Genomic DNA, 13610 nt, shown 5'->3' on the forward strand with positions numbered 1-13610 from the left:
CGGGCTTCATTCGTTCAAACCTCGGCCAGAGGCGCCACGTGATCGAGGGCCTTCAGCATCACTTCGGGCCCTGCCCCATCCCGCACCGCCCCTTCCGACAGCGCGCGCCGCCAGGCCCGTGCGCCGGGGCGACCGGCAAAGAGGCCGAGCATATGCCGCGTGATCTGGTGCAAACGCCCTCCGTTGACAAGGTGCTGCTCGATATAGGGCACCATTTGACGAGCCACGTCGATCGGGTCCCGAGCGTTGCCGCTCTGGTAAATTCGCATATCCGCTTCAGAGAGGATGTCAGAAGGCTGATGATAGGCCGCCCGTCCAATCATCACCCCGTCCAGCCCGGCCTCTAGATGCGTATGCGCCTCGTCCAACGAGGTGATGCCGCCATTGATCGAGATGTGGAGATCCGCGAAATCGGCCTTCATCTGATGAACGAGGTCATAGTCCAGTGGAGGGATATCGCGGTTCTCTTTCGGGCTGAGCCCCTGCAGCCACGCCTTGCGCGCGTGGATCGTCACCCGTCGGCACCCAGCCTGCTGTATCTTGTCCAGAAAGTCCGGCAGCACGTCGCGCGGTTCCTGATCATCCACGCCAATCCGGCATTTGACGGTCACATCGACCGAAACAGCCTCACGCATGGCGGCCACGCAATCGGCAACCCGCGCAGGGTCTTTCATCAACACAGCCCCAAACGTGCCCGATTGCACCCGGTCCGAGGGGCAGCCACAATTCAGGTTGATCTCATCATACCCGGCCTCGGCCCCTAGCCGGGCCGCATGCGCCAGTTCCTCGGGGTCCGAACCGCCAAGCTGCAGCGCAACGGGATGTTCCTGCGGGCTATAGTCCAACAGATACAACGCCCCACCGCGCACCAGCGCGGGCGCGGTAACCATCTCGGTGTAAAGCAACACCTGCTCACTCAGCAGACGATGCAGAAATCGGCAATGACGGTCGGTCCAATCCATCATGGGCGCCACGCTTAAGCGCGCTGCTCGGTCCAAGTTCTTCACGTTATTCTCTGTCACCTGACAAATCCCGGTCTGTGCCTGCGTGTGGCTATCACAGCGGAACGGCAAACTTGAGTCACATTTTGCGGCCCGAAGCCTCCTATTCGCTTGCGCGCTGAACGGGTTGTGCGTTTCATACGACCAAACGCGGCGACGCGACACAGGTGCTTGAGAGAAACACAAGCCAAAACAACAGGAAGGACCCGGCAATGAATAGCGTAGAGGTGATCGAAACCATCTGGATTCCGATGCCCGACGGCACGCAATTAGCCGCGCGTCTGTGGTTGCCGCCCAATGCGCACGAGAATCCGGTACCCTGCCTGTTGGAATACATCCCTTATCGTCGCCGAGACCGCACGCGCCTTCGCGATGAAACCATGCATCCGCGCTTTGCCGAGGCGGGCTATGCCTCAATCCGGGTGGATATTCGCGGCAACGGCGATAGCGGTGGGCTGGCCGAGGATGAATACTCGCACCAGGAAACCCAGGACGGGGTTGATGTCATCGCATGGCTGGCCGAACAGCCGTGGTGCGACGGCAATGTCGGCATGTTTGGCAAGAGCTGGGGGGCCTACAACTCGTTTCAGGTTGCAGCCAAACGCCCCCCTGCGCTGAAAGCCATCGCGCCGGTGATGGGCTGCGACGACCGCTGGCGCGAGGACATCCATTTCTACGGAGGCGTGCTGGCTGGCGACAATTTCTGGTGGGGCTCGATCATGCAATTGCTGAATGCCTTCCCGCCCGACCCTGAAATCGTGGGTGAGGACAAGTGGCGCGACCTCTGGCGGGAACGGCTTGAGGCGATGGAGTTCTGGCCCGCCATGTGGCTGGAACATCAGACCCATGACGAGATGTGGCGACGCGGCTCGATCTGCGAGGACTATGACGCAATCAACGTGCCCGTCTACTATTTCGGCGGCTGGGCCGATCTTTATCGCGACACGCCGTTCCGGATCTCGGAACACCTGAACGTGCCGGTCAAGGTGATGATGGGCCCGTGGTCTCATCTCTACCCGCATGAGGGCAAGCCCACCCCTCAGGTCGATTTCATCGCCGAGGTGCTGCGGTTCTGGGACTATTGGCTGAAGGGGATCGACACCGGGATCGAGGAGGAGCCACCGCTGCACCTGTACATGATGGACAGCATGCGCCCCGCTGGAACGCAACCGCACCGCCCCGGGCGCTGGGTCGAGGAGCCCAGCTGGCCCTCACCCAATGTGTCGAACGAGACCTATTGGCTGAACGCGGGGTCGCTGGACGCACAGGCGCAAACAGGCTCGCCAATGCAGATCACCTCGCCGCAGACGTTCGGCTCGGCCGGTGGGGTCATGTGTTCCTTTGGTATTCCGGGCGATTTGCCTCTGGATTGTCGGATCGACGCCGCTGGGGCGATGGTGTTCCGCAGTGCCTCGCTGGAGTCATCGCTGGACATTCTGGGCCAACCTGAAATCGCGCTACGGGTCAGTGTCGACCAACCTCAAGCCTTTGTCGCGGCCTTGCTGATTGATGAGGCCCCCGACGGCTCGCAGACCCTGATCTCACGCGGGTTCTTCAACCTGATGCACCGCGACAGCGACACAAAACCAACCACGGTCGTGCCCGGAGAAGAGATGGAGATCTCGATCCAGTTGCACGCCATCGGCTACAACGTTCCTTTCGGTCACCGGATCATGGTGCAGCTTGCGACCGCCTATTGGCCGATCCTGTGGCCCGCGCCGAACCCGGTTTGCGCGACTGTCGTGCCCGGCTCCTCGGCCTTGTCGTTGCCCGTTCGCACCAATGCACCAGATGCGCCGGCCCCTCGGGACTTTCCGGTTCCGGCACCGGGTTCGGTGCCCGAGACCTCGACTAGAGGTCAGGGCGGGGCCGAGACGACGCTGACACGGGACGCCCACACCGGCAGGCTGACGGAGCGCGTCTTCATCGGTGGCGGCGTCATGGGACCGTCATCAAAGAAAGTGCTCGAAACAGGGACCGAGATTTCCGACACATCCGAGCGGATCTACTCCATTCTGCCCGATGATCCCCTATCCGCGATCGCGACAATGCGCCAGGAAACCCGCTTTGAGCGTGCAGACTGGGATGCACGTATCAAGACCTGGTCCCGGCAGACGGCCACGGCAACCGATTTCGTGCTGAACGCCAGGGTCGAATGCTGGGACGGAGACACTTTGTTCTTCAAAACGGAATGGAATCACGTGATCCCTCGCAACGGTATGTAGGGGCGGGTTTGTCCGTCCAGTGGCGCTGAACGCTACGCGGTGTCCGGGCCGTATCTGCGCATCATCATCTCGACGCTGTTGTTGATTGTGTCCGCCATTTCCTCATGGCTGAGAACCGTGCCTGAGAACAACAGCGGCCAGAACGCCCGCGCCTTGATCAGGCCGATGAATTCGCGCCCAGCCTGTTCGGGGTCGTCGATCTTCAGTTGCCCGTCTGCGGCGGCTTCCCGCAGCATATCGATGAACGAGGCCGTCTTGTCCAGCTTGCCCTGCGCTTGTTCAGCCAAGGTAGGGTTGCGCAGGATTTCGCTGATCACCATGCGGGACATCGCCATCACATCCGGCAGCATCAGAATGCGCCCCTCGGCCCAGGCCAGCTCAGTCAGTTGTTCACGAACATCGCGCCCTTTTTCGTACCTGATCTCAAGCACCTCTGCAAAGCGACTGGAAAGTTCCGTCACGATTGAGCGGAAAAGATTTTCCTTGCTTTCAAAATACTTATAGAGCGTCCGCTTGGACACCTCGGCCTGGCGCGAAATACGATCCATGCTGGCCGCCGCAAACCCCTTTTCCTGGAATTCGGCCACGGCAGCTTCGATGATCTGTGCATATTTGGACGCATTGGGCGCGCTGATCTCATTCATGTCATTGCTATAGACCCATTGACAGCATCGGGTCAAACACTAGGTAAACGCGGGAGTTTACAGACGCGACTTTCTGTGCCACATGTAAACCCGCCAGTTTACCGACTCAGGTAGCAAGCCAACACGGAGTATCCCCTCATGGCCATCAATCTGAAACTGAACGGCGAGACGCATACTGTCGACGCCGAACCCGGCACGCCCTTGCTCTGGGTGATCCGGGATGAGCTGAAGCTCACCGGAACCAAATTCGGGTGCGGCGTCGCGTCTTGCGGCGCCTGCACTGTGCATCTGAATGGCGAGCCCGTCCGCTCGTGTCAGACCTATATCGAAGACGTCGAAGACGCCGAGATCACCACAATCGAAGCCGTCGGTGAGGACAAGATCGGCGCAGCTGTCCAACAGGCCTGGGTCGAGCTAGACGTGGTACAGTGCGGCTACTGCCAGTCGGGTCAAGTAATGTCGGCCGTTGGCCTGCTGGCTGAGAACCCCAAGCCCAGCGCTGAAGAGATCGACGCATACATGTACGGCAATGCCTGCCGCTGTGCCACCTATCAACGTATCCGCGCCGGTATCCAGCGCGCATCTGAAATTCTGGAGGCCTGATCCATGACCATCAACACCTCTCGCCGTGGATTTCTGAAAGGCGCAGCAGCTGCTGGTGCCGTCCTGCTGGTTGGCGCGCGTCCAGATGGCGCACTGGCGGCGGCTTCATCCGAGACCGCCCAGTTCAACCCCTTCGTGAAGATCGACGCGGATGGCACCGTAACTGCCATCGTCAAGCACTTTGAGAAGGGTCAGGGCCCTGCGACCGGCCTGCCCACGCTCATCGCCGAAGAAATCGGCCTGACGATGGACCAGATCGAATACGAATTCGCGCCTTCTGATCCCAACGTCTACAACAACCTGCTGTTCGGCCCATTCCAGGGCACGGGCGGCTCGACCGCGATGGCGAATTCGTGGCTGCAATACCGTCAAGCCGGTGCTGCCGCACGCGAGATGCTCATCAATGCGGCAGCCCAAAGCTGGGGCGTCGACGCATCGGGCATCACAATCGAAGAAGGCATTGTCAAATCCGGCGACAAGTCCGCTCCGATTGCCGAATTCGTGGCCGCAGCCGCTCAGCTGGACGCCCCGGCCGAGCCACGCCTGAAGGACCCCTCCGAGTTCCGCCTGATCGGAAACGAAGCCGTTCGGCGTAAGGATTCGGCGATCAAGGGCAATGGTCAGGCCATGTATGCCATGGACGTCCACCTGCCCAACCAGATGATCGCCATGATCAAACGCCCCGAATCCAAAGGCGGAATTGCGCTAGGGTTTGACGATAGCGCCTCGGAAGAGGTCAAAGGCTACATCAGTGCTGCGGTTCTGCCCAATCAAGCGGGTGTCGCCGTCTACGCGGAAAATACCTGGGCCGCGATTCAGGCGCGTGATGCGCTTGAGGTCGAATGGGATATGTCGGGCGCTGAAACCCGCGACTCGGATCAGATCAAGGCCGAGATCATGGACGCGCTCGATGCCGAGCCGACCTACAACGTCAACAAGGCTGATTTTACAGCCGTCTCTGCCGCCATCGACGGCGCCGACACGGTGGTTGAGCGGACCTTCTACTTCCCGCTTCTGGCCCATGCGCCGATGGAGCCGCTGAACTGCACCATCGAACAGACTGCAGAGGGCGACATTGTCCTGCATGATGGCGCGCAGATGCCAACTGGCCCTCACATGGCCTACCAGCAGATCTTCGAGCTTCCGGCCGAAAAGATCCATATCAATACGATGCTGGCCGGCGGGTCCTTTGGCCGCCGCGCAACACCTGATGCGGATTATCAGGTCGAAGCCGCACTGGCCTTCGTGGTCACCGACCGCTCTCGCCCAGTCAAACTGGTCTGGACACGTGAAGATGACATTCGCAGCGGTTACTACCGACCTGCCTTTGGTCACAAAGTGCGCGTCGGTCTGGACGGTGAAGGAAACATCGTCGGATGGCACCATCAGATCGCTGGTCAATCGGTTATCAAAGGTACGCCGTTTGAAGCCGTTCTGGTGCATGACGGCATCGACCACAGCTCGGTCGAAGGGGTTTCTGACAGCCCCTACGCCATCCCCGGCATGGCCGTAGGTCTGACGGATACACCGAAAGCGACGACTGTATTGTGGTGGCGCTCGGTCGGGCACACCCACACGGGCTATGCGATGGAGACCATGATGGATCTGGCCGCCGAGGCCGCTGGTCGCGACCCGGTCGAGTTCCGCCTGGCGCATCTGAGCGATGACAGCAACGCAGATCAGGCCCGCAAGGCCGGAGTTCTGAATCTGGCGATTGAGAAGGCCGGATGGGGCAACGCTCCAGCCGGGCGCGCGCAGGGGATCGCGGTCCACAAGTCCTTTGGCTCTTATGTGGCCGAAGTAGTCGAGGTGTCCGGCGATTTGGATAGCGGAGTTCGCATCGAAAAAGTCACCTGTGCCGTTGATTGCGGCATCGCGGTGAACCCCGATGTGGTCAAAGCACAGATCGAAGGTGGTGTCGGCTATGGCATTGGTCACGTCATGCGCGACCAGATCACGCTGACCAGCGGCGCGGTAGACCAGTTCAACTTCCCGGATTACGAGCCTCTGCGGATCGGTGATATCCAGGCGATTGACGTCCATATAGTTCCGTCAGCCGAAGCGCCCACGGGCGTGGGCGAGCCGGGCACACCGCCGTCCGCCCCGGCCCTGGCGAATGCCATTCGCGCTCTTTCGGGCGTGAAGGTCACGACCCTGCCCATGGCGGAAAACGGCGTAACGTTCGTCTAATCCTAAAACACGTGGCGTCGGCGCAATTTGTGCCGACGCCTTTTTCCACCTCTGAAATTTGATCAAATTTCGTGACAAGGCCGTTTGGCTTCGCTACATCTCGGATAACCGAGAGGAGCTACCGCCCCAATGGACCTGAACGCCTTGCACAATTTCCGCGTTGCCGCCTGCGACCTGAACGGTCAGATGCGTGGCAAACGTGTCCCGCCTTCCTATGCCGACAAGCTGAGCAAGGGTGCCGTGCGCATGCCGTTCTCAGCGTTGAATGTCGATCTATGGGGCGCGGATATCGACGGAAGCCCCCTCGTGTTCGAAACCGGTGACGCCGATGGCATCCTGCTTCCGACCGAGCGCGGGGCTGTGCCAGTGCCATGGTTGGAAACATCGACCGCCCTGGTTCCCATGAGCCTCTATGACGACGACGGCGTTCCGTTTGCGGGCGACCCGCGCCATGCGCTAGCCTCCGTGCTGTCGCGATACGCGCAGCGCGGCTGGTCAGTCGTTGCGGCGACCGAGTTGGAATTCACCCTTGTTGACGCGTCCGGCCCCCAACCGTTACCGCCCCTCAACCCCATCACTGGTCGCCGCCTGACGGACGAGGCGGTTCTTTCCGTCGCTGAAATGGACGCGTTCGAGGCGTTCTTCACCGACCTCTATGACGGGTGCGCTGCAATGGGCATCCCCGCGCAAACTGCAATATCCGAAAGCGGGATCGGCCAGTTCGAGATCAACCTCAATCATCAAGACGCCATGCGCTGCGCCGATGATACGTGGCTTTTCAAAGCGTTGACGCGTGGTTTGGCCCGCAAACACGGCTTTGCCGCGACCTTCATGACGAAACCCTATGCTGAGGACGCGGGAAACGGCATGCATGTGCATTTCTCGGTCCTGGACCAAGACGGGCGGAACATCTTCGACGATGGCGGGCCCGAGGGCACCGACCTGCTGCGCTCAGCAGTGGCCGGGTGCCTCGCCGCCATGCCCGCCAGCACTCTGATCTTTGCCCCTCATGGGAATTCATACGCACGGCTAGTGCCCAGCGCGCATGCGCCCACCGGTGCAAGCTGGGCCTACGAAAACAGAACCGCTGCCATCCGTATTCCGGGCGGTGCCCCGGTGGCCCGACGTATCGAGCACCGCGTGGCTGGTGGCGACATCAACCCTTACCTGATGCTGAGTGCCGTTCTGGGCGCGGCGCTGGTCGGTATCGAGGACGGCATGGTGCCCCCTGCCCCGATCTCGGGCAATGCTTATGAAATTGACGGTCTGCCTCAGCTTGCTGGCAACTGGGCCGCCGCCATCGACCTGTTCGAGAGTGACCCGATCATAACCCGGCTTTTCCCATCGGAATTGATCCGCAATCTGGCGATGACCAAACGGCAGGAAATTGCACGTTTTGCAGACCGCCCCGAAGACGAACACTGGCTAAGCTATCTCGAGGCCGTGTGACCCCTTGCCCGAAGGCCCGCTCTCGGGTATTTCTGAATTTGATCAAATTCGGTGACTTATGAAAATCGGCATTCTACAAACTGGCCACACCCCTGATGCGCTCATGCAGGATTTCGGGGACTATGACTCTCTGTTCCCAGCATTGCTGGACGGACATGGCTTTGAATTCAAAACGTTCGCGGTCGTTGACGGGATCTTCCCCGACAGCGCAGAAGACGCGGATGGCTGGCTGATTACAGGCTCTCGCTACGGGGCCTATGAGGACCTGCCATGGATTCCCCCGCTTGAGGACCTGATCCGCCAGATTCATCAAAGCGGCAAGCCGCTGGTAGGCGTGTGCTTTGGCCATCAGATCATCGCGCAGGCGCTGGGCGGCAAGGTCGAAAAATACCAAGGTGGTTGGTCGGTTGGGCGGACCGAATATGACTTCGATGGCGATAACGTCTGGCTGAACGCCTGGCATCAGGATCAGGTCGTGGCCGTGCCGGACGGGGCCGAGGTGATCGGCAGCAACGACTTCTGCCAAAACGCCATGCTGCGCTATGGTGATCAGATCTGGACCGTGCAAGCCCACCCTGAATTTTCCAACGATTTCGTCTCGGGCCTGATGCGCGCGCGCGGCAAAGGGTTGGTGCCTGATGACCTCATGCAAGCCGCAGCGAACAGACAAACAGCACCGGATCACAATGCCCGGATCGCGCAGATCATGGCGGATTTTCTGAAGAAAGCGAGGGCCTGATGGCCGATTGGACAGACGCAGCACCGCAGGCCGCACAGGACTACATCGCCGGACATCGGCTGGATGAGGTCGAGTGCATCATCTCGGACCTGCCGGGCATTGCCCGAGGCAAGGCCGTTCCCGCATCGAAATTCGCGCGGCAATCCTATTTCCACCTGCCTGACAGTATCTTCTACCAGACGATTACGGGCGGCTGGGGTGAAGCCGCCGGTGAGGACGGATTCATTGAACGCGACATGATCCTGAAGCCGGATTTCTCGACCACGTCGGCTGCGCCTTGGACCGGCGACTGGACGTTGCAGGTGATCCACGACGCCTATGACCGCGACGACAACCCGATCCCCTACAGCCCGCGCAACGTGCTGAAGCGTGTCGTGCAGCTCTATCACGATAAGGGCTGGAAACCTGTGGTCGCCCCCGAGATGGAGTTCTTTTTGGTCGCCCGCAACGTTGACCCGGCACAGTCGATTGAGCCGATGATGGGCCGCTCGGGCCGTCCTGCCGCCGCGCGTCAGGCCTATTCCATGACAGCCGTGGACGAATTCGGCCCGGTGATCGACGACATCTATGATTTCGCCGAACATCAGGGGTTTGAGATCGACGGGATCACTCAGGAAGGCGGCGCAGGCCAGCTTGAGATCAACCTGCGCCACGGTAATCCGGTGAAACTGGCGGACGAGGTCTTCTACTTCAAGCGCCTGATCCGCGAGGCCGCGCTGCGCCACAATTGCTTCGCGACCTTCATGGCGAAACCGATTGAGGATGAGCCGGGTTCGGCCATGCACATCCACCATTCGATCATCGACATTGAGACCGGGCAGAACATCTTCTCCGGACCGCAAGGCGGTGAGACGGACGCGTTCTATCACTTCATCGCGGGCCTGCAGACCCACCTGCCCGCCGGTCTCGCCGTGATGGCACCCTATGTGAACTCGTACCGCCGATACGTGAAAGACCATGCCGCGCCGATCAATCTGGAATGGGCGCGGGACAATCGCACCACGGGTATCCGGGTGCCGCTGTCGGGCCCTGAGGCGCGACGCGTGGAGAACCGCATCGCCGGGATGGACTGCAACCCGTATCTCGGGATCGCGCTGTCACTGGCCTGTGGCTATCTGGGTCTGGTCCAGCAGGAACGTCCGCGCCGTCAGTTCTACGGTGACGCCTACGAGGGCGAAGGCGATATCCCGCAGGTGATGGGGAATGCTCTGGACCTGTTTGACGGAGCCACTGAGTTGCATGAGATTTTGGGCCCCGAATTCGCCCGCGTCTACGGCATCGTCAAACGGGCCGAGTATGAAGAGTTTCTGCAGGTGATCTCTCCGTGGGAACGGGAACATCTCTTGCTGAACGTCTGAGCCTTTTGGGGTCGCCAGGGATGAACCTTCTCTATTCCAACGATAGCAAAGCCGAGTATCCGGCAAGCTGGTATGCCGCGACAGCCAATCCTCTCGCGCGGTTCCCTGAGTTCAAGGGCGAAACGCGCGCCGATGTGTGCATCGTCGGTGGCGGCTATACTGGTTTGTCCGCTGCGCTGCATCTGGCCGAGGCCGGGATGGACGTTGTCCTGCTTGAGGCGAACCGTGTTGGGTTTGGCGCATCAGGCCGCAATGGCGGCCAGTTGGGCAGCGCCCAGCGCATGGACCAGGAGGATCTGGAGCGGCTCGTCGGGCAGGACGACGCTGCCAAGCTTTGGGAACTGGCCGAGGATGCGAAGATCTTGGTCAAATCTCTGATTAAAAAACACAAAATTGACTGCGACCTGAAGCCCGGTATCGCCAACCTAGGTCTGTCAGCTTCCGAGCGCAGCGATCTGCACGCCCATGCCGCGCATTTGTCGGACCGCTACGGCTACGATCAGATCGAGCTGCTGGATGAAGAGGCAGGCCAAGCCCTCTGCCCCTCACCCGCTTACAAGGGTGGGTATCTGGATATGGGGGCGTCGCATCTGCACCCGTTGAACTATGCGCTCGGCCTGGCCCGTGCCGCTGAGGCCGCAGGCGTGCGTATTTTTGAAGGCACCGAGGTGACAGGGATCGAACAAGGCGACCCGGCCACTGTTCTTACCGAAGGTGGGAATGTCCGCGCCCAACACGTCATTCTGGCTTGCAACGGATACCTTGGAACGCTGAACCGGCAGGTCGCGGCGCGGGTGATGCCGATCAACAACTTCATCGCCGCGACGGAGCCGCTTGGGGATGAGGCCGCACATGTGCTGACGCAGGATGTCGCCGTTGCAGATACAAAATTCGTGGTGAATTACTTCCGCCTCAGCGCTGACGGACGCCTGCTGTTTGGCGGAGGCGAAAGCTATGGTTACCGGTTCCCTTCGGATATCTCGGCCACCGTGCGCAAACCGATGACCGAGATCTTTCCGCATCTGCGGGACGTCAAACTCGACTACGCGTGGGGCGGTACTCTGGCGATTACAATGCGGCGGATGCCTTATCTAACGCGTGTCGCGCCGAATATCCTGTCCGCCTCCGGCTATTCCGGCCATGGCGTCGGCACCGCAACACATGCCGGTCAGCTGATGGCATTGGCCATCCAAGGGCAGGCCGAAGGGTTCGATACTATGGCCCGCGTCCCGGCCCTGCCCTTTCCCGGCGGTCCGGCCCTGCGCAGCCCTCTGCTGGTTCTGGCAATGACCTGGTACGCGATGCGGGATCGGCTGGGGATCTAGCCCCCGTTTTCAATACGACAATTTGGTGAAATTTTGCCGATCTTGCGATTGGGGGCTTGGCACGGGCGGCACGCTTGATTTAATAAAGTGAAAGTTAGAATTCGGGAAAACCAAATATGACGCTGCCACCCAACGTTCATGACGCCGAACCCATCCCCGCCGCCGCACGAGACGCAATTGACGCCCTGATGCAGTCAGGCGACCTGTTTCGTTACACCGCGCCGCAAGACGCGCCGGTTGCTTTGCTGGAATCCGAGTTCGCCGCGCTGCTAGGCACGAAATACGCATTGGCTGTTTCGTCCTGCTCGGCTGCTCTGTTTCTGTCGCTGAAGGCGCTGGGCCTGCCGCGGGATGCACGGGTTCTGATCCCAGGCTTTACCTTCGCTGCTGTGCCGTCTTCAGTCGTGCATGCGGATTGCGTTCCGGTTCTGTGCGAAGTTGGTCCGAACTACCGCATCGACATGGCTGATTTCGAGGCCAAGCTGGACGATGTACAAGCGGTGATCATCAGCCATATGCGCGGCCATACCTCGGATATGGATGCGATTATGGCGCTGTGCGACGCGCGCGATATCCCGGTGATCGAGGATGCCGCGCACTCGCTGGGCACCACTTGGCATGGGCGCAACATCGGCACCATCGGCAAGATCGGCTGCTTCTCGTTCCAGTCCTATAAGATGATCAACGCCGGCGAAGGTGGCATTCTGATCACCGACGATGCCGATCTGGTGGCCCGCACCGTGATCATGTCAGGGGCCTACGAGCATAACTGGAAGAAGCACAAAACCCCGCATGGCGACAACTCGCCCGAGTTGGAGCAGGCCTTTGCCCGCTGGCAGAACAAACTGCCGCTTTATAATTTGCGGATGAGCAACCTCAGCGCTGCAGTGATCCGCCCCCAGATCCCGGAACTGGCGCGCCGCGTGCGTGATGGGCTGGCGAACCACGATTATGTTGCGGAACGTCTGAACAGCTCGGACTGTATCGACGTCCCTGCCCCGCTTGCGCCCGAACGTCGTGCGCCGGATTCGATTCAGTTCAATCTGGTCGGCATGGATGAGGGTGAAATCCGCGCCTTTTCCGCCGCATCCGAGGCGCGCGGCGTCAAGGTTCAGGTCTTTGGCATGAGCGAGGACAATGCCCGCGCCTTCTGGAACTGGCGGTTCCTGCCTGAGCAGTTCGAGCTTCCGCAAACGCGTGCCATGCTGATGACAGCCTGTGACGTGCGCCTGCCCGTGCGCCTGACGCGCGAGGAACTGGACGTGATCGCCGACATCCTGCTGGCCTCGGTCGGTGAGGTGATCGGCCCGGTTCCTGCTTACGGCACCTGAACTCCAAGCACTGAGACGAACAACGCGTCGATCCCTTCGGGGGTCGGCGCAATGCGGGACAGGACACCAGCAACCCGCAGCCCGTCCGAGGTCTTCACCAACAGCGGCGCGCCGGAATCCCCCATCATCACCGGGCAAATTCCACGCAACATTTGGTCTGCATATGGACGCATGGGGCAAGTCTCTGTCTGGCTCAAGACATGTGGCCTCAGCCCCGGATAGCCCGCGACGAAGCCTGCCTCGACCTCTTGATTTGCCGGCTTAACGAAACCGACCTCGGCCCCGATCGGAGCGTCCAGCACCAGAATAGCCCAATCCAAGTCGGGTTGATCGGAAAATCCGGCTGAAACATCCTGACCTGCAGGCAAGATATAGTCATCGGCCCGCGCAACCGAGACAGCCTCGCCCCGCTGGTATCCGGCAGCAAACAGAATACTCTCAGGTGGCATCCAGCGTTTGCGTGATCGATTGTAGAGACAATGCGCCGCCGTCAACACATGGTTTTCCGAGATCAGAACGCCCGTACAATGAGATCGTTGGTCCCGCCCTGCGTAGTTGACGCGACCAATCGCGCGCCAAGGGGCCTCGGACGCATCGAGTATCTCACGCGCCCGAATATCCTGACATCCAGCAGCGGTATCTGTCCCCAACCGACAGACCGCCGACCAGTTTTCAGAGAACTGCCCTTCGGCCCAAACGGCTTGCGACCACAAAATAGCGACACACAGGACCAGCCAGCGCATCG

11 protein-coding genes are annotated in these 13610 nt (G+C 60.5%); 8 read left to right on the top strand and 3 right to left on the bottom strand.

Translation table 11 applies throughout. The features are described from left to right. Positions 1-14 precede the first annotated feature (14 nt). Positions 15-1007 (bottom strand): tRNA dihydrouridine(20/20a) synthase DusA, encoded by a 993-nt coding sequence (dusA, locus tag ACR0J4_RS08735; RefSeq protein ID WP_480668375.1) that lies wholly within the window; start codon positions 1005-1007, stop codon positions 15-17. 206 nt (positions 1008-1213) lie between these two features. Between dusA and ACR0J4_RS08740 the strand changes: the two genes are divergently transcribed. Beyond that, positions 1214-3226, top strand: a complete 2013-nt coding sequence (locus tag ACR0J4_RS08740; RefSeq protein ID WP_170747373.1) for a CocE/NonD family hydrolase — start codon at positions 1214-1216, stop codon at positions 3224-3226. Positions 3227-3258: 32 nt separating this feature from the next. Here ACR0J4_RS08740 and ACR0J4_RS08745 read toward each other — a convergent pair whose 3' ends face one another. Beyond that, positions 3259-3870, bottom strand: a complete 612-nt coding sequence (locus tag ACR0J4_RS08745; protein WP_170552903.1) for a TetR/AcrR family transcriptional regulator — start codon at positions 3868-3870, stop codon at positions 3259-3261. A 138-nt stretch (positions 3871-4008) separates the two neighbouring features. Between ACR0J4_RS08745 and ACR0J4_RS08750 the strand changes: the two genes are divergently transcribed. The 7 genes from ACR0J4_RS08750 to ACR0J4_RS08780 all read left to right on the top strand — a co-directional run bounded on the left by ACR0J4_RS08750 (position 4009) and on the right by ACR0J4_RS08780 (position 12865). Further along, the gene (locus ACR0J4_RS08750) at positions 4009-4473 is read left to right on the top strand and encodes a (2Fe-2S)-binding protein (RefSeq protein WP_170374105.1); all 465 of its coding nucleotides are present in this window, start codon (positions 4009-4011) and stop codon (positions 4471-4473) included. A gap of 3 nt (positions 4474-4476) precedes the next feature. Next, a complete protein-coding gene (locus ACR0J4_RS08755; RefSeq protein ID WP_170640882.1) occupies positions 4477-6663 on the top strand; it encodes a xanthine dehydrogenase family protein molybdopterin-binding subunit in 2187 nt (728 codons plus the stop codon). Between the two features lie 129 nt (positions 6664-6792). Next, positions 6793-8112 carry a glutamine synthetase family protein gene (locus tag ACR0J4_RS08760; protein ID WP_170640884.1) on the top strand — a complete coding sequence of 440 codons (1320 nt, stop codon included), beginning with the start codon at positions 6793-6795 and terminating at the stop codon, positions 8110-8112. A 58-nt stretch (positions 8113-8170) separates the two neighbouring features. After that, positions 8171-8851 carry a type 1 glutamine amidotransferase gene (locus tag ACR0J4_RS08765; protein ID WP_170640886.1) on the top strand — a complete coding sequence of 227 codons (681 nt, stop codon included), beginning with the start codon at positions 8171-8173 and terminating at the stop codon, positions 8849-8851. Beyond that, positions 8851-10209 (top strand): glutamine synthetase family protein, encoded by a 1359-nt coding sequence (locus ACR0J4_RS08770; RefSeq protein WP_170374109.1) that lies wholly within the window; start codon positions 8851-8853, stop codon positions 10207-10209. Before ACR0J4_RS08765 ends, ACR0J4_RS08770 begins: the two co-directional genes overlap by 1 nt. Before the next feature lie 20 nt (positions 10210-10229). Then, positions 10230-11534 (top strand): NAD(P)/FAD-dependent oxidoreductase, encoded by a 1305-nt coding sequence (locus ACR0J4_RS08775; protein WP_170640888.1) that lies wholly within the window; start codon positions 10230-10232, stop codon positions 11532-11534. A 116-nt stretch (positions 11535-11650) separates the two neighbouring features. Then, positions 11651-12865 carry an aminotransferase class I/II-fold pyridoxal phosphate-dependent enzyme gene (locus ACR0J4_RS08780; protein WP_170640890.1) on the top strand — a complete coding sequence of 405 codons (1215 nt, stop codon included), beginning with the start codon at positions 11651-11653 and terminating at the stop codon, positions 12863-12865. Here ACR0J4_RS08780 and ACR0J4_RS08785 read toward each other — a convergent pair. Continuing rightward, the gene (locus ACR0J4_RS08785) at positions 12853-13608 is read right to left on the bottom strand and encodes a trypsin-like serine protease (protein ID WP_170640892.1); all 756 of its coding nucleotides are present in this window, start codon (positions 13606-13608) and stop codon (positions 12853-12855) included. The two genes, ACR0J4_RS08780 and ACR0J4_RS08785, sit on opposite strands and share 13 nt — an antisense overlap. Positions 13609-13610 lie beyond the last annotated feature (2 nt).

Source organism: Ruegeria sp. B10 (genome assembly GCF_056539825.1).